The organism is Microvirga sp. VF16, assembly GCF_016864375.1.
Taxonomy (GTDB): Bacteria; Pseudomonadota; Alphaproteobacteria; order Rhizobiales; family Beijerinckiaceae; genus Microvirga.
In genome coordinates this window covers 513,148-530,193 of the sequence record NZ_CP069357.1, presented here as the reverse complement: position 1 = coordinate 530,193, position 17,046 = coordinate 513,148, and the positions used below count along the sequence as shown (strand labels likewise).

The 17,046-nt window shown below is 58.0% G+C and carries 24 protein-coding genes; 4 read left to right on the top strand and 20 right to left on the bottom strand.

Annotated features, from left to right (window positions below):
• Positions 1 to 956: 956 nt before the first annotated feature.
• Positions 957 to 1,661, bottom strand: a complete 705-nt coding sequence (locus JO965_RS41725; protein ID WP_203446915.1) for an Eco57I restriction-modification methylase domain-containing protein — start codon at positions 1,659 to 1,661, stop codon at positions 957 to 959.
• 178 nt (positions 1,662 to 1,839) lie between these two features.
• Between JO965_RS41725 and JO965_RS41720 the strand changes: the two genes are divergently transcribed.
• A complete protein-coding gene (locus JO965_RS41720; RefSeq protein ID WP_203446914.1) occupies positions 1,840 to 2,307 on the top strand; it encodes a hypothetical protein in 468 nt (155 codons plus the stop codon).
• A gap of 654 nt (positions 2,308 to 2,961) precedes the next feature.
• Positions 2,962 to 3,846, top strand: coding sequence for an HNH endonuclease (locus JO965_RS41715; RefSeq protein ID WP_203446913.1), 885 nt, complete (start codon positions 2,962 to 2,964; stop codon positions 3,844 to 3,846).
• Between the two features lie 37 nt (positions 3,847 to 3,883).
• Here the strand turns inward: JO965_RS41715 and JO965_RS41710 are convergent, their stop codons facing one another.
• The 10 genes from JO965_RS41710 to JO965_RS41665 all read right to left on the bottom strand — a co-directional run bounded on the left by JO965_RS41710 (position 3,884) and on the right by JO965_RS41665 (position 9,730).
• Entirely contained in the window at positions 3,884 to 4,240 is a 357-nt protein-coding gene (locus JO965_RS41710) for a hypothetical protein (RefSeq protein WP_203446912.1), read from the bottom strand.
• Positions 4,241 to 4,393: 153 nt separating this feature from the next.
• On the bottom strand, positions 4,394 to 5,203 hold the full coding sequence (locus tag JO965_RS41705; protein ID WP_203446911.1) for a hypothetical protein: 810 nt from the start codon (positions 5,201 to 5,203) through the stop codon (positions 4,394 to 4,396).
• Between the two features lie 9 nt (positions 5,204 to 5,212).
• Positions 5,213 to 5,971 (bottom strand): hypothetical protein, encoded by a 759-nt coding sequence (locus JO965_RS41700; RefSeq protein ID WP_203446910.1) that lies wholly within the window; start codon positions 5,969 to 5,971, stop codon positions 5,213 to 5,215.
• Positions 5,972 to 5,995: 24 nt separating this feature from the next.
• Complete coding sequence (locus JO965_RS41695) at positions 5,996 to 6,232, bottom strand: hypothetical protein (RefSeq protein ID WP_203446909.1); 237 nt, start codon at positions 6,230 to 6,232, stop codon at positions 5,996 to 5,998.
• A gap of 23 nt (positions 6,233 to 6,255) precedes the next feature.
• Positions 6,256 to 6,987: a DNA N-6-adenine-methyltransferase gene (locus JO965_RS41690; RefSeq protein ID WP_203446908.1), complete on the bottom strand. Its 732-nt coding sequence runs from the start codon at positions 6,985 to 6,987 to the stop codon at positions 6,256 to 6,258.
• An 82-nt stretch (positions 6,988 to 7,069) separates the two neighbouring features.
• Positions 7,070 to 7,474, bottom strand: a complete 405-nt coding sequence (locus JO965_RS41685) for a hypothetical protein (protein ID WP_203446907.1) — start codon at positions 7,472 to 7,474, stop codon at positions 7,070 to 7,072.
• A 7-nt stretch (positions 7,475 to 7,481) separates the two neighbouring features.
• Positions 7,482 to 8,336: a methyltransferase gene (locus JO965_RS41680; protein WP_203446906.1), complete on the bottom strand. Its 855-nt coding sequence runs from the start codon at positions 8,334 to 8,336 to the stop codon at positions 7,482 to 7,484.
• A 90-nt stretch (positions 8,337 to 8,426) separates the two neighbouring features.
• Positions 8,427 to 9,125 carry a hypothetical protein gene (locus JO965_RS41675; protein WP_203446905.1) on the bottom strand — a complete coding sequence of 233 codons (699 nt, stop codon included), beginning with the start codon at positions 9,123 to 9,125 and terminating at the stop codon, positions 8,427 to 8,429.
• 12 nt (positions 9,126 to 9,137) lie between these two features.
• Positions 9,138 to 9,398, bottom strand: coding sequence for a hypothetical protein (locus tag JO965_RS41670; protein ID WP_203446904.1), 261 nt, complete (start codon positions 9,396 to 9,398; stop codon positions 9,138 to 9,140).
• Positions 9,399 to 9,412: 14 nt separating this feature from the next.
• Positions 9,413 to 9,730 carry a hypothetical protein gene (locus JO965_RS41665; RefSeq protein ID WP_203446903.1) on the bottom strand — a complete coding sequence of 106 codons (318 nt, stop codon included), beginning with the start codon at positions 9,728 to 9,730 and terminating at the stop codon, positions 9,413 to 9,415.
• A 302-nt stretch (positions 9,731 to 10,032) separates the two neighbouring features.
• Here JO965_RS41665 and JO965_RS41660 point away from each other — a divergent pair, with 302 nt between their 5' ends.
• Together JO965_RS41660 and JO965_RS41655 are read left to right on the top strand one after the other, a co-directional pair.
• Complete coding sequence (locus JO965_RS41660) at positions 10,033 to 10,713, top strand: hypothetical protein (protein ID WP_203446902.1); 681 nt, start codon at positions 10,033 to 10,035, stop codon at positions 10,711 to 10,713.
• Between the two features lie 87 nt (positions 10,714 to 10,800).
• Positions 10,801 to 11,139 (top strand): hypothetical protein, encoded by a 339-nt coding sequence (locus tag JO965_RS41655; protein WP_246777226.1) that lies wholly within the window; start codon positions 10,801 to 10,803, stop codon positions 11,137 to 11,139.
• A 76-nt stretch (positions 11,140 to 11,215) separates the two neighbouring features.
• Here the strand turns inward: JO965_RS41655 and JO965_RS41650 are convergent, their stop codons facing one another.
• From JO965_RS41650 to JO965_RS41610, 9 genes are all read right to left on the bottom strand, one after another.
• A complete protein-coding gene (locus tag JO965_RS41650; RefSeq protein ID WP_203446900.1) occupies positions 11,216 to 11,953 on the bottom strand; it encodes an SH3 domain-containing protein in 738 nt (245 codons plus the stop codon).
• Between the two features lie 149 nt (positions 11,954 to 12,102).
• Entirely contained in the window at positions 12,103 to 12,771 is a 669-nt protein-coding gene (locus JO965_RS41645) for a response regulator transcription factor (protein ID WP_203446899.1), read from the bottom strand.
• 353 nt (positions 12,772 to 13,124) lie between these two features.
• On the bottom strand, positions 13,125 to 13,523 hold the full coding sequence (locus tag JO965_RS41640) for a hypothetical protein (protein ID WP_203446898.1): 399 nt from the start codon (positions 13,521 to 13,523) through the stop codon (positions 13,125 to 13,127).
• A 55-nt stretch (positions 13,524 to 13,578) separates the two neighbouring features.
• A complete protein-coding gene (locus JO965_RS41635; RefSeq protein ID WP_203446897.1) occupies positions 13,579 to 13,989 on the bottom strand; it encodes a response regulator in 411 nt (136 codons plus the stop codon).
• Positions 13,990 to 13,997: 8 nt separating this feature from the next.
• A complete protein-coding gene (locus JO965_RS41630; RefSeq protein ID WP_203446896.1) occupies positions 13,998 to 14,498 on the bottom strand; it encodes a hypothetical protein in 501 nt (166 codons plus the stop codon).
• 45 nt (positions 14,499 to 14,543) lie between these two features.
• Complete coding sequence (locus tag JO965_RS41625; protein ID WP_203446895.1) at positions 14,544 to 15,131, bottom strand: DUF1643 domain-containing protein; 588 nt, start codon at positions 15,129 to 15,131, stop codon at positions 14,544 to 14,546.
• A 62-nt stretch (positions 15,132 to 15,193) separates the two neighbouring features.
• Positions 15,194 to 15,754: a hypothetical protein gene (locus JO965_RS41620; RefSeq protein ID WP_203446894.1), complete on the bottom strand. Its 561-nt coding sequence runs from the start codon at positions 15,752 to 15,754 to the stop codon at positions 15,194 to 15,196.
• A 71-nt stretch (positions 15,755 to 15,825) separates the two neighbouring features.
• On the bottom strand, positions 15,826 to 16,377 hold the full coding sequence (locus JO965_RS41615; RefSeq protein ID WP_203446893.1) for a hypothetical protein: 552 nt from the start codon (positions 16,375 to 16,377) through the stop codon (positions 15,826 to 15,828).
• A gap of 76 nt (positions 16,378 to 16,453) precedes the next feature.
• Positions 16,454 to 16,792, bottom strand: coding sequence for a hypothetical protein (locus JO965_RS41610; protein WP_203446892.1), 339 nt, complete (start codon positions 16,790 to 16,792; stop codon positions 16,454 to 16,456).
• Positions 16,793 to 17,046: the final 254 nt, after the last annotated feature.

The window sequence follows — 17,046 nt, the reverse complement described above, 5'->3', positions numbered from 1 at the left end:
TCCTGGACTTCTTCAAATTAAAGCGCGGTGACGCCTCAGTCGACGAGATCCATGAGCATGTCTGCTCCAAGCTCGGGCCGACGGCTCGGTCGTCCGTGCGATCTTATCTTGGCCTCAATGCCGGGAAGCAATTCGAGCGCACGAGCCAAGGCCACTATCGCATAATGCGGTGACGCGGAGGCTCAGTGGGTGCCCTGATGAGCACGGGCGGACCGGTTGGCCTGGCGCGCGGCATCCCCTTCTTGTTGGAGCGGATGCCCTGGGTCAGGATTCCGTCCGGGCCGCGCAGGGTCCTGCGCCAAGAGCCCAGCCTCGGCTTCACGTCGGCCTGGAGGTTACCGGCGATGAGCCGGCGCCACAGGGCTCCGCGGCGCTGCCACCTCACAGGTGGGCCTCCGCCCGAACCCTAGTGTGGTTCTACTACGGCGTAGAGAGCGCTCCTGCCAGCTCCTGACCTTCCCGACTTATGTGCATGGCAGGTCAACAGCCTCTTCATATTACTGCTTCTGAGGTCCGCGACGGATCGAGGCTGGGTCAAAACGCGGACGAGCTGCTCCGTCGAGCAATCTAATTTCTTGCAAGCCTCAATAGACTAAACACTTAAGAAATCTCCGGTACAGGAGTGTGAACTTGCACAAATAGTTCGTCGAGGCGGGGCCTGTACGAGTTTTGACACACGTCGGTCAACAGCCGTTTAAGCACCCGCTCCTGTGAAGATCTGCTAAGGGTGGAAAACCGGATGCGGCATCCAGCAACGAGTGGAACCGCCTCTGATTTGCTGAGGGACGGTGCGCCCAATTACGGCAACTGTTGCCCGAACAGCCTCCAAGACAGACAGGGATTTTCGATGCCTACAATGGCGGCCTGAGGGGGAGAATCGCCTCTCATCCCAGCCAAGGGATCTGCTGAGCACTGATGCGTTTGATCTCAAATCAGTCGTCAATAAGGCCCAAACTTCAGCCTGGGAGATAACGGGTTTTCGGCATGTAGAAGCTGGAGCTCGCATCAAGCCGGGAAATATGGCCGATGCCGACCTTGTGCCCGAGCTGCTTGCGGAGGTTGGCGGCTGTTTCGTTTATCCAGATCCGGTCGGAGGTGACGAATCCAATAATGCCGTCTGGCGGCATATTGTAGACGCATCGGTCGAGAAAGGCATGGAGGAGGTCGCCACGGGCGAAATCCGGCAGGATCGGCCGGTAGAGATCCTTCAGGACCTCAGGCAGATGGCCATAGCGGAGATAAGGGGGATTGCCTGCGCAGAAGCGGAACGTGCCCGGCGCGGGGCCTCCCGTGAGGAAGTCCCCGTGATGAACGATGGCTTGGGCTGCCCTCTGGGCAGCGGCAATGGACCAGCCATTGCTGATCAGGTGGGATTGTACGCGCTCCCGGGCGGATCGCATGGCACCGGGATGAAGCTCCCAGCCCTGAACGCGGGCGACTTCTTGGAAGTCATCCGGCGCGAGGTCGAGGCGGCTCAGGGCCCGGACCATGAACATGCCGTCGCCGGCGCTTGGATCCACGAGTCTGCCGTCGGCGTCCGGCCAGCCGATCCGGTCGAGGAGAACGTCGACCACGGGTTCAGCTGTGTAGAGGGCCGTGGCGGCATGGAGGGCTTCGATAGCGGCCGAGAGATCGCCAGCCGCGTCAAAAAGATCGAGCATGTTCGGGGATTGCCTTGGAATCGAGCCGTGGTATGAGGCTGCAAGCCTGATCGAGGCACTTTCCGGGGTTTTACCTGGACGTGTACTTCTCGGATCAGATGATTGATCCAGTGATGAGGATCACCTTCCGATTCCCAAATTTTAGGGCGAATAGTTTCGGCCTGTCAGAATTGAAGTGATGAAGAGATCAACACCTCATTTTACCTTCGAAGTGAAACGTTCCCGCCTGCCCTCACATAAAACTTCGACGTTTCAGCGGTTTATCGTTGAGCCTAAGCCAACCGAACCCGCTGCCCAGCAAAACCCGCTGGAGAGCGAGAGCAATCCGGGTGCGACTTCAGAGATTGCTTTGTCAGAGCGGCGGGTGTTGCCAAGTATCGTCGAGAGCTTCGCTCCGGAGGAACCGTCAGTCGCAGGTTCAAAAAGGCGGCGGGTCATCAAGCCGAGGCGAGTGGTCGAGCCTGAACCGGCAATGGCGAGCCTGTCCCAGGAGGCAATCGCGGCGACCGTGGTCGAAGAGGATCCGATTGCCCGACCGGCGGCTGTTCTGCCTTTCGTGAAACGGCAGAGGGCGGCACCTAAAACGGTCGCAGATTTGCCGAGAAGCCAGAAATGGAAGCGTCGCCTTCCACGTGTCGCGTGGTGAGAGCGTACGACTTTTTTGCTATTGCCTAGCTTCAACCGGGGATTAGCTTACTGGGCAGAAAAAGGCCGCTCAAGGCGGCCCGAAGTTTAGGGAGGAAACGCCCAAGAAGGGCTGCAACAGAGCAACGCCATTGCTATGTTGCGATGCACAAGATAGTTCGTGCCTAAACGACACGCAAGAACAACGGGCAGCACGGCTGCCCTTCATTTTTTGCAAGCCTCGAGTAGGGCTATAGCGGTGATGCCTCACCCATCGCGGACGGCCGCGATCATTCGTTGGCCGTCGACCGTACTCATCCAGGTCACGGCTTCTGCCCGGCAGGCGAACCGCTCTCGGCATATTTTTGGCGTCAGTTTCCCACGCACCGGGACGATCACGCGCCAGGACCGCTTTAGCTCCATCGCATATGGGGCAGGATGTTCTTTACTCATTGGACATTCCCAACGTGAAACTCGCAGGGACGCAATCAACAGGTCCAAGGTCGCTGGCCGAGGATGACCTGCATGGGAACAATCCATCGGTCGCGATTAGAAAGAGGTTAACAGCGGCAGGAGATGTAATAGGCTCCTCGACGACAGGATCGAAGCCGAGGTTCCGGTTGGGGACCAGAGTGCCGATCATCATGATGGCTATTCGCCAGGCCGCGAGACGATAATGAGCTTCAGTAAGCGTCTTCTATTCGGAAATCTGCCACAGGATGACCCGATCAGAGAGGCAATCGCCCGATCATCGCAGGCTGCTTCTGCGGCATTCACTGTCAGATCTCACCGGCGCCCGAGGAAGCCACAGCGCGACCTGGCTGGCAGCCCGCGGGATGCAGTTTGGGAAGGGGCGCTCCCCGAGGCGATACGGGAACTCGGGGTTGCTTATACAAATCCCAATGGAGTTCCGCACTTCAAGACGGCCGAGGATCGCGACCGGGTTCATGAGCTGGCGGTCGAGAAATGGAAGACGAGATGGGATGAGCTGGAGAGAAAACCCTATCGGCGAATTCCAACCAAGCAGGATTCGGCAATCACTTCGACCAGAACTAAGCCGAGATCGTCAGTGCCCTTCATCCTATCTGCGATCCCGCCAGATCCTGCTCTGACCGATGATCAGTTGAAGCCTTATCTAACCAGCAGTTCCGGCGTCCCAGAACTTGACCGCTTCAATGCCGAAAGGAAGTGGAGAGATGCTCTTACTGCGCGGGACGAAAACGCATTCCTGGTGCCGTTCGTGAACTGGATACGACCGGCCATCAACTACCTTGCCTATCTCAAAACGCCGTTATGGGAGGACATTAAGGAAAAGGTGCTCACGAGAGCAGGCGGCAAGTGTGCTTGCTGCCGACAGCGAGCGACTGAAGTTCACCACCGGGATTACCGGCCCCGCGTTCTTGCGGGGGAAGACCTCTCCCCGCTCGTTCCGGTCTGCAGGTCCTGTCATGACCTGATTGAGGAAGAGAGGGACAAAAGTTGGCAACGCGGCGAGGCCAGGTTGGCTGACCTGGTCAATAGCGAGAACCAGCGCCTCGCTGGCACTGGCCGTCAGTCATAGGCCAGAACCGGCATCTGTGAGGCTGAATCTCCAGCGGTTACGCACCGCCAGCCTTGAGCGACTTGATGGTCTCGATCAACTCACGTTCATGACGCTCGCGCCTAATGCCGGACAGAACCTTCCAGGCATGTAGAATCGATGCCAGCCAGCAGACGAAGGCGACCAATCCCACCACGCCGACGGTAGCGAGGAATCCTCCGAAAAAGAGCAAGCCGAGCAACAGTACGAACGGGAGAAACAGGATCAGCGCGACTGATACGAACAGCATCCCGGCCAAGGAATCCACCAATCCGGAGAACATTCCGATGATGGGAAGAACCAGGAGCCAAGAGGTGCCGTAAAGGAGCGTGTTGCCGAGGGCCGGTCCCCATTTTCGGGCAAGAACGAGCGCCACAGGGGGGACAGAAGAAAGCGACTGCGTGGAGCATAGTTTGTACTCAAACGATTTGAATGCGAGAATTGTAGGATTTTAAATCGCTTTTGTCACAGGTTCCGGTAGGAAAGTCCGAATGCGGTTAATCCGCATTCGCGTAACTCTTCATGCGAACTAGGAGCCGGATTCGAGCTGAGAGGCCTTCTCCTCAAGCTGGGCGATCTGCGCCTGGTGGGTCGCAAGTTCATCTCGAGACTTGGCGAGCTGCTGCTCATAGCTGGCAATCTGCCTCTCGACGTGCTGGATGGATTTCTTCTGGTCCTTGATTTCGTTCCGGACGATCAGCGCCATATTGGCCGGGACCGAAGCCCACCGGGCGACAGCCTTCCGAATGGCATCCTTGACCTTCTTTGGGACCTTCTTTGGCGGAACGACTGTGTCCGAAAAGACGCCGTTCTTCAGAAGGTTGTGGCTCTGGATCTCCTTGAGCCCGCCTTCCTCAAAGGTCGCGAAGGTCATGAACTCATAGTGCTGTCCGTCGACCACAAACTTCCCCTCGATACTCTTCACATTGCCAATGCGAAAGCATCCGCCGATCAGAATGGGCCCGAATGGCGTGTCGACCTGAGATGTCTCCCACTCGAGGGGATCTTTCGGCTTAGGCTCTGCCTCCGGTTCCGGCCAGAGTGGCTTCATGCCAACCGCGAACTCACCTGGGGGCCAGACGGTCCCGTTGTAGGCAACTCGGCCGACGATTTTTCCATTCTCACGGATCTCGCCGCCCGTCCAATTGCCACCGCCGAGGTCATTCTCCTCGATGTAATCCCGGCAAGCTTTTGAGGCGGCGGCGAAATCCGCAATGGAAACCACTTGCCGCACTGTGCCGGGCAGCCGGCGCGATGGATCCTGGCCGCGATCGGGGTTGCCGCAATTGTCCAGGATAACGGTGTAGCGGACGTCAGCCGTGTTTGGTTTCTTAGGCATTGGACTGGTTCACTCCGCGGCGGTGACGAGTTCGGTTTTCAGGAAGGGTGCGGTGTCGCCTGCTTTGGCGGCATCCTCGTCCATCCAGGACAGGCGTTCGCACACGCGCTTGATCGACAGGCCCGCGGCATGGGCTTCCTCGACGGCTTTCAGGACCAGATTGGCTGCGAGCTCCCGGATAGGGCGGGGAAGCCGGGCGTCCAGCTGCATGCAATAGCTGCTGTCGGGCACATCTTCCCATTTCCCATCGTCACCCTTTTGGGAGACATCGAAGCGCAGGATCAGGCGGTCGTTGGGATCGTCCGGACGATAATCTCCGTCCTCGCCCTCGCCGATCCATTCCAAGCTGGCCTGAAATTTCTCCCCCGTCGCGACGATCTCGGTCGCAAGACTGCCCATGTTGGCCGGGACCTCGCCGCTATGGAAATCGGCATCCTCCGGCTCATACCGGATGATCTTGCGCCCCATCAGGCCGACCTCGGCACAGGAGGAGACATAGGTGGCGTCGGCAGCAACGATCATTTTCGCGTCCGGCTCGTCGCCTCTGTAAGATCGAACGACCACGTTGCCCTGATCGATTTCGATGTCGATCATACGGTCAGAGCCGTCAGGCGCTTTGAGAGTGAGGGTGAGGCCGTGATAGGTAGAATGGGAAGCCTCGACGAGCCAGTCTTCCGTCTGGCGGCCGGTGAGATCCTCAATGCTGTCTTCAGCAATGCGCCAGTCCCGAATTTCGGTCTGACAGAGGATGGCGTCATTGTCGGTCATGGCAGTGCTCTTGTTTGGCGATGATCAGATCCAGGTGGCATCAGCCGGAATGGCGGCGGGATCGATCGTGCTGGCCGAGATGCTGCAATCGTCTAGGCACGCGATGCCGATGGTTTTATGGAAGGTATCGAGGGCTTCCTCGGTCGGATCACTGGATCCGTCCCTCACTTCGACGATGTGGCTGCCGGCGATCTCTGGGCTGTCATCGGTATCAAGGGCTTCATCCGGTACCAGTTGGGTGACCGCGACAAGGACGTTCATGTTGGGGAGCCTTTCAGATATGATCAGGCGAACAGGGCGTATTGCCCATTGTCGATCCGCGGGAGGCCGAGTCTGCCGATAGTCTGGCGAATTTTCTCGCGGAAGTGAGGGCTTCCCTTAGCTTTGGGGTGATCCTCAAGCGCTGCGTAAATGTCCTTTAGCTTCGCCATCCCGCCCAGATTCTTGATCGCGTCGCAGACCACCTCGCGCCAGTGGGGCGTCGGCTGCTCAAAGTTGAGTACCATATGCAGCAGCACCGGACGGGTGAGACCGACGAAGGTGCCCTCAAGGCCGCTGTGGATCAGCCGCTCCACATCCTCCTCGCCATAGGCAACAAGAACACTGGGAGCACCGGAGTTGGCTTCGGCCCTCCGGCCATCAGGATAATGGAAGTGCAGGCGGCCCCGGAGGAAGTGGATTCCAGACGCGTAAGGCCAGACAAACTCGTGATATGCCTCCGTCTCCGTACGGGCGAAGATCAGGGCTGTGCCCTTGTTGTGACGGCTCATCTTCTTGAGCCAATCCGTCATGGCACGACCATAGGGCGGGTTGAGCCAAACCCTGCCCTCCCAGGGCAGCCTCAAGCCGTCCTGATCCGGCCAGGTGTAATGGTTCCGGGCCGTGTCCCAGGGGCGCGGCATCGGGGCGGCGCACGGATCCAAGTCGAATGAGGATGACGATCCGAGTGCCTGAATGATGTTCGGCGGGGTCAACCAGCACTCGGTGATCGCTGCCGCCGAGTGGTGACCGCCCATTCCTTTGTGAAGGATTATGTGAAACGATCTTGTGATGAAGGGATGGTCAGGAATGAGATGAATAAGCGGGAGGCACGATCGCTTAGCCCTTGATGATGATGCGATCCGCGTCCAACGCCTCGAGCAAAGTCCGTTCGAGATCCGCATGCTCACCAGTTGAGTTGACGGCGATGCTTATCAGGGTTTTCGCCGCGTCGGCCTGTGCGGGAGTGATCACGGCCTCTTTGCCCGTTACCTGATCTGCCTCAACCATGGCGAGGAGGGAGTTCGCCAGAGTCACGACTGCGGACTTCGGAATCGGGATCCTGACCGCATCTGACTGGCGCCCTCTCGAATCGACACAGCTGATGTGGATCTCGTCGTTTATCATCTGAAGGAGAGTGATGCCTGAGACCTTCATGTAACCGTTCGAGCCCCGTGCATCAAACTTGGGCCTATCGGCGAAGGTGATTTCACGAAAGCTCGGTGAATAGATTGTTTCGATCATGGTGGCCTCAGGCAAAGAAATCGGCCTGCTGGGGCAGAACCGTGATGGCGGGTTGGATCGGGTGGCCGGTCTTGAGGCCTGCGATATGAGATTCTTGAGAATCCGCGTTGTCCTGACGCTCGGCTCGGATTTCCTTGAAATCCGCGCAGACGATCTCAGTGCGGGGCGATGTTCCTCGCCAGAGGTGATCGTAGCCGGAGGTGTCCAGCCCGCAGTTCGGCTGTAGTGAGATCCCGGTCGACTTTACGAACGCCTCGTACTTTTGGGAGGTGGTCGGCCGGAAACCGGAGGTGCCGCTCATCTGGAAGGGCGCCGAGCCCTGCGGGACGATGAAGACGCCGTAATCGGCCAGATCCGAGGCCAGATCGATCACCGCGTATTCGAAGTTGCTGCCCTTATAGCGGGGAGCCTTCGTGTCGGTCCGTATCGCCCCAAACGGCGGATTGCCAATAGCGCAATCGAACTCGCCCAGGTCGAGTTTCGGGAGGTCAAGCACATCCGCGTGGACCCACCGAGCCTCAGGAAGAATCTTGCGCCCGACCTCGACATAATCCTTGTTGATCTCAACACAGGTGAGTTCCAGGGGCTGACGGGAGAAATCGGCCGCGGCCTTAATCAGGTAGGACAGCCGCCCGATGCCAGCACACAGGTCGATGATCCTGCGTCCAGTAACCTCGACAGCAAAGTCGCGGGCGAGCTCCAGGGGCGTGAAGAACGCGCCGGCGACCGAGTTCAGATGGCGGGCGCCTTCATGCCAATGTTCCAGAACGAACTCCCGTTCTGTGACGGTGAGGACGTCCTTTGCGAGGAGCTTTTCCGCTTCCTGGTGGCGTGCGGCTTCTTCCTTAGAGAGCTTGGGCATGGACGGACGCTCCGGTTAAGAATCTGGACGAGCGGAACCGACGCGCGGCGGGGAGCTGCGCGGCCGGCTGTTGATTGCGGAATTGTCGGACTAGGCGAGGAAGAGAGCGGTCTGATCGACTGGCTCGGGACGCTTTTCTTGAAGGGTCGCCCGCTCCTTGGCCTCCGCGATACGGCGCTCTAGCAGGCGACCGCCGACAGTGGCCTCGTAAGTCTTGCGGCTCCCACGGAGGCTGAGGCGCAGAACGATATGGCCGTTGGGACGAATCTCGGCGATCTGGGCGGTCGTGAAGATGCGATGGTCGAACTTGAGGCCGTCGAACTTTTGGTAGAGCGCGAAGCCGTTATCCGCAATGGCCTTGAGGTCACCGGCAATCTCGCGCTCTGCCTCGACGGCGTGACGCATCGTGTAGATTTCATACCCAAGCACGCCACGTTGAGCCTCGGCGAAGGGAAGCTGACGATCATAGGTGTCGTGTGCGACACCAGTCGCGAGCTTTCCTGTCCCGTCGCTGAACATCAGCGTGTAACATCCACCCCCGTCCCATTCCTTGCGGATGATAGCCCAGGATCCGCGAGGAAGAGCGGAGACCCGACCCTCCAGATCCCGAAGTTCCTGAAACGAAGGGTTGGTGAAGGTGCCAATCAGATTCTCGACAGTCTCGTCGAAGGGGAGAATCTGCGGGATGATCCTATCCTGCAGGTCCCGCTTGTAGAAAACGCCGGCGTCGAGGGCCTCCTCGACAAACTGCTTGAGCTTCTCGTTTCGGAGCTGAGATTCAGGCGACATCAGCAGTGATCCTCAGCTGGCGAGCGGTTGAACCGTTGCCTGGGTGTAGCAGGCGGCAATACGCTGGCAGGCCTCTTTGGCGGCCTCCACGTCCGGCCACTCGATTTCCTCGGCCGGATGTCTCCTTTCCCGCTGGGCGTAGCCCTCCACTCTGAAGGTGTTGGCCGCGCCCTTGCGTTTCTTCACTTCGCGATAGGTGGCGTAGATGTGCTGGTTGCTCTGATCGAGCAGGCCCATGCGGCTGGAGTCCTTGCGAATCCAGATCAGTCCCATGGATGTCTCCTGTTCTAAGCTGCAGGCTGGACGGAAAGTTTGTATTCGATGACGTCCTTGAACGACCCGTCCTTGCTGACGTCGATCGTGACGACATCGCCTGAGAAGCGATACTCGGCCGCCTTGCCGAACCAGAGCCAGTTATTGCCGGTGAATTGGACCGCGTTCGTCTGGAGCTTCTTGACCTGGCGGGTGCCATAGGCGTGAGGCCGGGTTTCGGGCGTCTGCCCGTTCCTCGTCATGACATCGTTCCGAAGGGTTTCGATGGTGGCGCCGGGGTGGGCGAGGAAGCGCTTAAAGTCGGCAAGGCTGCGGATATTCACGTCTGTCATTTTGACCTCATGACAAGGAAAAGCGCCGCCTGATGGGGATCGGACGGCGCTACTGCTCTTTCGTCGGGGTTTTTTAGTTACACTGATTCAGTGAGTGGTCTTAGGGCTTAGACCGGGTCTGCTTGAGGACTATCGGCGTTCATCCGCCTGGAACCTTCTGATGGGATATGCTTGTGCGCCGGCAACCGCAGGGAAAGAATCCGGCTCCGAATGATTTTCCACGCTGCGAAGGGTGAATTGACGTATCCCGCGAGGTTCTCTTAGACCCGGCATGAAGCTGCTTGGAGAGACAGGCATAATCGATGTTTGAGCCGTGGATAGGCGAGCTTTGGGCACGTCCGAACAACCCTTTGGGCGGAATGCGTCTCATGGTTCTTGGCGAGTCGCATCACTGCGACAAGCGCCCCATTGGCAGTTTGGCGCCTGAGATGACCCGAGACGTTGTCTCAGGGTATGTGAACGGTTCTCTCGACAGGGGATCAAAGCGCTTCTTCACTAAGGTTGCAAAGCTCGTTGCGCGAAAACCTGTCGAGCAGGTTACCCAAAGTGAGGCACTCGCGATCTGGAACTCGGTCATCTTCTATAACTATGTCCCGCGTATCGCGGCGAATGGCCCGGGCCAACGTCCGCCAAGAGAGCTTTGGTATGGTGAGGCGCCGAACCTCTTCAGGGAGCTCATCAAGAAAAAGGAAGTGGAAGCTGTCCTGGTATGTGGTGATGATCTTTGGAACCATCTTCCGCCAGGTCTTGAAGGTGCACCGTCATATATCCTCAACTCGGCCAACCGGCGGACGAGGATGTATCCGATCACGGGCCCCTACCAAGCAGTGGCGGCACATATGCATCATCCGTCCGCCGGAGGTGGTTGGGCTTATGCACGTTGGAGGCCTGTTGTTGACTTTCTGTTTGCTGAGGTCGCCCGTCAACGAGCCACCCAAGGCACGGCTCCCCCGCTTCCAGCGTCGCTGCTGGCGGGTGGATAGGCTGTGGTATCACTCCCGAGAGGAAGCATGATTTCGAAACCGTCGGTCGGCATTTTTTGGGGGGTGCGGCATGCAGGCGACCTCTCCATGATCAATGACAAGACCGACCTCAGTAACGCTGAGCCCTATGGAGAGTTCTTAACCCACCCGAAGGGACATTATGAGTTCTGGGAAGAGTTGCGGAGGGGAGGCGCTGAGCCTCTCAAAAGGAGAGGATGGCCCACCACTATCTTGGCATATGAATATGAGCAGTGGCCCCGTGGCAGAATAGTTTACAACACCAAAACAAACTTCTTCACGCTCTACGCTGACCGAAAGCTCCAAAGCCCCGCCATCATCAACCAGATCATAAGCGAGTTCGGTTTAGCGTCTGAAAATTGCGCAGTACAATCAGACCCGCACTACCGCAGTACTGAAACTCTCTAGCGGTTGATCTCCACAGAAACGTCTTCGCTTAAAGGCAGACTGGTTTGGCTGGTGCTTCAGCCCGCCCGCGAGTCCGTCATCGAGCGTGGGTAAAATCAACATCCTTGGGGCAGGACTCAGTACCGGGCTTGCCGCAGGCGATCCCGTGCTGTTCAAGCCGCAGGACCATTTTACCACTGACCGGCTTGAAGCTGTACTCTCGGACGGTATCCTCAAACTTGACCACCCACTCACTACGGCTGGTCGAAATGAGCACCTGGAGCGTGCAGCCTCCGCTACCGCAGAACATCGATGTGGAGCCGTCACATTCAAGATTGCCGTAATCGATAATCCAATCGTTAGTGCCGTCTCCGTTGAGATCAAGGTTGTTGCGGGTGAACCCCGGCTTGCCCTTAAATGTATCGCATGTCGCTGTGTTCGAGTTGATCGCGCTGGCGACAGAGGCAGGGTAAGACTGCGCACGCGCTGGCGATCGGATCGGCTGGGCCTCTACCGCTTCGGTCAGGTACCTGGCATTTGCCCAACCTTCGACAGGTCCAAATCGAACCCGGCACCAGAACGGGCCGGTGTTCAAATCGGAGTCCGGGAGGATCATCCCGTCCCGAACGGCCGAGCAACCCAGGTTTCGGAGTTTCTTACCGTTGTATGGAACCTGGCCAAGCTTTGGTGAACTGGCGGTCGGCCGCTCTCGGAGGAACAAAACGTCGTTGGGACTGACGCCGCGCACGTCGAAGAAGTCTGGACTGTCTGCAGTAGCGTAAGCGGTTCCGGCCGATATGAGGAGTGAGGCAGTCGCTAAGACGAGCATACGCATTCGGTTGACCTTGTCGGAAACTCCCCAGTGCATCTAGACCGGGTGCAGGGTTCTCACCCTTTAATAGCAGGCCAAATGGAAAAAGGGACGGAAGAAACCGGCCCTTCAGTTTGAAAGTGAGCCTCGAAGGTGAGCCTCGAAGGTGGGCCTTAGCCCAGGTAGGTATAGCCTTCAAACCGCTTAGATACGACCGGATCATAGCCCAGTCGCATCCGCAGCTTCTTGCGGAGCTTGCTGATGTGACCTTCTACGACGGTTTCGGAAACGTCAGCCTGACAGTCTTGATAGACCGCATTGAAGACCTGGGCTTTGCTGACCGACCGCCCACGGTTCCGGACGAAATATTCCAGGATGTTGAGCTCGCGCCGGGGCAGGGTCAGCGGTAAGCCGTCGATCTCGGCATCCTGCCCATTGAAGAAGACACGGATACGATCGGTAGAGGTCACGGTCTGGCTCTCACGATGGCGGCGCCAGATCGCCTCGGATCGCGCGAGTATCTCTTTGACGTGGATAGGCCTGCGGACGACATCGTCGATACCGGCCGTCAGCAACTCGAGCGTTGTCTCCAAAGAGCGGGTTTCGCTGTAGGCGATGATCGGAGCCGGAGTATGCTTCCGCAGGGTTCGGGCGAAAGCGATGCGCTCGTTGGATTCTTCGATCAAGAAGCCACGTACCCGGTCTAGATGGGCCTTGGAGGGATCGTCGAGCCAGGAGTGGTAATCGTCGGAAAACATCCTGACCGACGGCATTCCCTCACCGATGAACTCAGACACATAGGCAGCCGCAGCCGATTGCTGCGAAGCAACGACGATAAACATTGGATAAATGCCCCAACCCAGAAGTCTGTCCGAACGTCATCGTGTCTATTCTCGGCTCCCAAAGCTTTCGGATAGCTTTGAGTCCGTTGGTCTTTATTATCGAACAGACCGACCTTGTTCGTAGGTGCTGAGTGATTCGACGAATCAACTCAACCTTGTGCGAAGATGTCGCCGCGGAGGGCTGGGGTCAATCAGGAACCGCCCTTGGCTTTATGACTGCTCCTGGAGTGTTGCATATGGATAACAGGAGACGCTGAATTCGTGAACAAAGTTAACGAGTAGTTAACGTCGAGGTTGGCTTTACGATTTGGTTCAAGCGCGACGGGCAATTCAATGGTTGTACTCGACAGCCATCACGTACGGGTTAGCAGGTGGTGGAACTGTTTCATTTCATCGTCGGTGGCGTTTCGCAGGAATTTGAGCCCGCCCTTTGTCGGGCACCTGAGGAAGTTTCCGCGAGTTGCACCGATATATCCGACACTCTGGTTGTCCTTATACAGCCATACATGGGTGTCTCCGGCAGGCATCGTCGCTAGCGGATAGTGCCATCCGTCGAGACGATCGTTTGCGAACTGGATGATTGCGTCAATCTGCTTGAGGTCTGTGATCTCTTGATCCGGACTATCGGGATCAAAGCCATTATAGGTGATTGCTATGCGATCCGCCTTGGGCAAGGGTTCCACTGTCTCGAACCGGGTGCATCCTGCGAGAAGCGGTGCAATGAGCGCTAAGAATGCTCTCTTTGTGATCATGGGAAGTCTCAGCTGACAGCATGCTTCTTGAGTTAGCGGGGTTGATGGCCGCCGATCAGATAGAAGGGGCTTCGGCTCTGACGGCCAACCCGAGCACCGTGCTTACCTTCGCCCTGAGGGTCTCCGCGCTGAATGGTTTCACTATGTAATTGTCAACGCCGGCTTGCTTGGCAGCAATCACGTTTTCAGATCTTGCCTCTGCGGTGACCATGATGAAGGGCAGTTTCTGGAGCATCGGGTGCGCCCGGACCTGCTGCACAAGCTCATATCCTGTCATCGGAGCCATGTTCCAATCGGATATGACTAGGCCGTAGGGTCGTGCCTTGAGCTTCTCCAGTGCCTCTCGACCGTCTCTGGCCTCGTCCACGTCCGTGAACCCGATCCGCTTGAGCAGGTTGCGGACAATTCTTAGCATCGTCTGATAGTCGTCAATGATCAGGACTGGAATGGACGTGTCGAGGGCCATGGTAGTTCTCAGCCGATGAGGGGCGTACCGCCCGCGGGTTCAGTAAGGGCGATCTGTTCAAAGACAGTTGCAATCGGCCACTGCGGTTTTGCGACACTCTGGATATGACCGACGACACCAATCGGACCAAGGGGTGTTCCAATCCAGAAGATGTCGTCCGGATGGTAATCGATATGCCTGAACTTGGTCTCGACGACGGCGACCTTTAGGTCCTGGAGAAGAGGCGATTGGGTCTCGATGCGGCGAACTTCACCCTCCTCCAGTACGGCGAGCGCGTTCAGTTGCGGCAAAGGATGTTCGGTCAGAGAGCAGAGATAGGCTGCCTCACCCGCATCATCCTTTTCCTGATTCAGGTCAGCAAGCTCGTCGCGCCAGTTCTCTGCCGTGACTGTGCGGCTGTCGTCACAGGACTGGACAAAGGCGGCAGCAGCGCGCTCGGCCTCTGCCTTGTCAAAGAACGGTTGGACGGTATCAACGCCTGTGAGGAGCGTCCAGAAGTGGGTGGTCATGGGAGTTGTCCTGATCAGAGAATAGGCAAGCCGTGAGGCTCGCCTTTAGGCCTTGCCCTTCAGCTTCGGGATGTAGTGGAACGGCGTGGTATCGGCCGCGATGTAGAGGGGATGGCCTGCATTGCCGTTTTTCGTCAGCGCAAGGCACCAGAGCCGATGGCCGTCCTCGATGAGAGCCTGGCACACGGCATCCGCATAGTGCTGCAGCGAGGGATGGACGGCGCCGAACCCCATGACGATCATCGAGGCGCGGCTTGCCTGATCGCGAATGGCAGGAAGGTTATGCTCGCTGCAAGGAGTGACGCCAGGATCGCGCAGCCGCTTCTGATCGGTGCTGCAAAAATCCATAATGTTTGCTTTGACATACGACGCGTAGCCCCAACGGCGAGTGAAGTCCTGTTCCCGCGCCACAGTGGGGTCGTCTACGTCAAAGGAACCAACCGAAGGATTCATCCCGATCCAGAGGACGAACGGCGCGTTTGGATCCGGGGACCAGCGGCGGGTCAGGATAGGGCGATAGCGGCGATTATCGTAAAAAACGGCATCGGCGATGACGCCCTCTTTCAGCCGGAGGCGGCTTTTGCCTCCGGCATCGTGGTGTTCATCAAGTGCGTCTGATTGGGCAACCGGCATTTGAATTCTGATTTGAGAATTTAACTGCGGTCTTATACCACCTGCAGGGCCCGGGTGACTACCTATCGATCTGACCTTACCTCCTGGCGGATGCTGTCGGCCAGCTTGTCGGTTGGTTGAATGACCTCCGACATCCCTGAGACGATATTGATCACAACAATCTGCCCGCAGCGCAGGGCATAGGTGTGCACAGATCCCTCGCGCTTCAGGAGGCGCGGGAAGGCGTTCTCGAATCGAGTGCCGATCGCGCTGGTCAGGTGAGCGCCCTCTGGGAGGTCCGGTCCCTGGATGATCAGCGCAGGCTCCTGGGCCCAGCGCTCAAGCGTCCTGTAATCCTTGATCGAGGGCAAATACTCCCGCTCCGCATCGAATGTTGCAACGCATTCGAGCTCGTCGGCCGGGAACGCGGCCATGGCAGTTGTCGGATACTTGGTCACCAGGCGGTCGGCTGCCCTCCGTATGCGCTCATAGAAACTCTCGAGGTCTTTCGAGCCGATGGCGTTCCCCTCGTAGTAGCACAGGATGCGGCCATCCTGCTCACCCTCCCCAACGATGGCACTCGCCGGAAGCACGAGACTGGCAGCGGAAGATCCGGGCTTCGGGACATAGACGTTCAAAATCATGGGGTATCCCTTGGTAGTGGCTGTCATGACAAAGGGCGGCCTGATTGCTCAGACCGCCCTTGGGTGCTCGGCTACCGCCACTGGTGTTTGCGCTGGCTTTTCCTGCTGCGCTGGTTGCTCCGCGAAACATCCGACCAATAGGTGGGAAGCTCGCGCTGTCTCATAATCCGGCCGGGCGGAATGCCAGCCGCGAGAAGATCCTCCTTGTCGGCGTCGTGCCAGGTCATCGCCTGCTTTGTCCGCACAATCCGGATGGAGGAGCCACGATGGCCGCGGGGCCGGCGGATGCCTGGCCAAGGACCGTTACGGTAGGTGCCCTGCGGGCGGGCAGGCCGCGCTCTCAGCTTATGCGCGAGATCCAGGATCTGATCTCGGGTGAGGACATCGCCGAGAGAGGATCGGACGATCAGATGCCCTATGAGAGTATCGCGGCGGATACCGTCAATATCGACCCGAGTTTCGTATGAGAACCGGTCGGCAAGGACCTCAGAGAGAAAGAAGCCTTGCTGGAGAGCCGCTTTATTGAGGGCGAGAACGGCGTCTTCCAGGGTGTCGTAAGTCCAGACCTCCTGAGCACGATTGATGATGCTGTACTGAGGCTGGAACTGAGGAATGGTGTGCACCGGGATGCTCCGTTAGGGGTGAACCTAACGGAAGCCGGGCATATGCTCGTGTCGGATGAAGCCCATTTGGCTTTCCTTATGCTGCGAGGGCGATCGGCGTGGCAATCAAATCGGCCTCAGCCAGAGCCTCCGCCGATCTGAATTCGGCAAGGACTGCGGACGCCTTGGCGCGGGGCACTTCAAAGGAGTTGGCGATTCGGAGGGCAAGGAGAGAAAGCACCTTCGGCGGCTCCTGCCCGTGAGCTGACAGCACGAAGCGTGCGTCCACGATGCCGAAGCAGATCAACTCCTTCTCGTGGTCTGTAATGAGAATGGTGTCGGCATCGGAGGCAGCGCGAGCAAGCGCGCTCTCAAGAGCGTCGATGGCTCCCAAGATATTGATGCCTGCAGTGACGAAGTCTCTGATGCTGAACATGGCTCGCTTAGAATCTTTCGGGGATTTTCCAGATTTGACCTTCGTAAAATGCGATCTCCAGTGATCGGAATGCTCCGGGTGCTGCTTTGGATTTCAGGGATTTGACGGATCTCCTGAGTCATGAAGCTTGTAGGAACCTGACGACATCTCTCGTTCCTCCGTCGAAGGCGGTTTTGTCGCAGACCTCATTTTTCGTGGAATGCAATGAGGGCGAATCCCTCACCGGCACACAACGTAGAAACACTGGGAAAGTG

Coding starts and splice junctions, on each gene's coding strand:
- JO965_RS41725 (WP_203446915.1), bottom strand. CDS start 1,661: ATGCTCGATCTTTTTGACGCGGCTGGCGATCTCTCGGCCGCTATCGAA.
- JO965_RS41720 (WP_203446914.1), top strand. CDS start 1,840: ATGAAGAGATCAACACCTCATTTTACCTTCGAAGTGAAACGTTCCCGC.
- JO965_RS41715 (WP_203446913.1), top strand. CDS start 2,962: ATGAGCTTCAGTAAGCGTCTTCTATTCGGAAATCTGCCACAGGATGAC.
- JO965_RS41705 (WP_203446911.1), bottom strand. CDS start 5,203: ATGCCTAAGAAACCAAACACGGCTGACGTCCGCTACACCGTTATCCTG.
- JO965_RS41700 (WP_203446910.1), bottom strand. CDS start 5,971: ATGACCGACAATGACGCCATCCTCTGTCAGACCGAAATTCGGGACTGG.
- JO965_RS41695 (WP_203446909.1), bottom strand. CDS start 6,232: ATGAACGTCCTTGTCGCGGTCACCCAACTGGTACCGGATGAAGCCCTT.
- JO965_RS41690 (WP_203446908.1), bottom strand. CDS start 6,987: ATGGGCGGTCACCACTCGGCGGCAGCGATCACCGAGTGCTGGTTGACC.
- JO965_RS41685 (WP_203446907.1), bottom strand. CDS start 7,474: ATGATCGAAACAATCTATTCACCGAGCTTTCGTGAAATCACCTTCGCC.
- JO965_RS41680 (WP_203446906.1), bottom strand. CDS start 8,336: ATGCCCAAGCTCTCTAAGGAAGAAGCCGCACGCCACCAGGAAGCGGAA.
- JO965_RS41675 (WP_203446905.1), bottom strand. CDS start 9,125: ATGTCGCCTGAATCTCAGCTCCGAAACGAGAAGCTCAAGCAGTTTGTC.
- JO965_RS41670 (WP_203446904.1), bottom strand. CDS start 9,398: ATGGGACTGATCTGGATTCGCAAGGACTCCAGCCGCATGGGCCTGCTC.
- JO965_RS41665 (WP_203446903.1), bottom strand. CDS start 9,730: ATGACAGACGTGAATATCCGCAGCCTTGCCGACTTTAAGCGCTTCCTC.
- JO965_RS41660 (WP_203446902.1), top strand. CDS start 10,033: ATGTTTGAGCCGTGGATAGGCGAGCTTTGGGCACGTCCGAACAACCCT.
- JO965_RS41655 (WP_246777226.1), top strand. CDS start 10,801: ATGATCAATGACAAGACCGACCTCAGTAACGCTGAGCCCTATGGAGAG.
- JO965_RS41650 (WP_203446900.1), bottom strand. CDS start 11,953: ATGCGTATGCTCGTCTTAGCGACTGCCTCACTCCTCATATCGGCCGGA.
- JO965_RS41645 (WP_203446899.1), bottom strand. CDS start 12,771: ATGTTTATCGTCGTTGCTTCGCAGCAATCGGCTGCGGCTGCCTATGTG.
- JO965_RS41640 (WP_203446898.1), bottom strand. CDS start 13,523: ATGATCACAAAGAGAGCATTCTTAGCGCTCATTGCACCGCTTCTCGCA.
- JO965_RS41635 (WP_203446897.1), bottom strand. CDS start 13,989: ATGGCCCTCGACACGTCCATTCCAGTCCTGATCATTGACGACTATCAG.
- JO965_RS41630 (WP_203446896.1), bottom strand. CDS start 14,498: ATGACCACCCACTTCTGGACGCTCCTCACAGGCGTTGATACCGTCCAA.
- JO965_RS41625 (WP_203446895.1), bottom strand. CDS start 15,131: ATGCCGGTTGCCCAATCAGACGCACTTGATGAACACCACGATGCCGGA.
- JO965_RS41620 (WP_203446894.1), bottom strand. CDS start 15,754: ATGATTTTGAACGTCTATGTCCCGAAGCCCGGATCTTCCGCTGCCAGT.
- JO965_RS41610 (WP_203446892.1), bottom strand. CDS start 16,792: ATGTTCAGCATCAGAGACTTCGTCACTGCAGGCATCAATATCTTGGGA.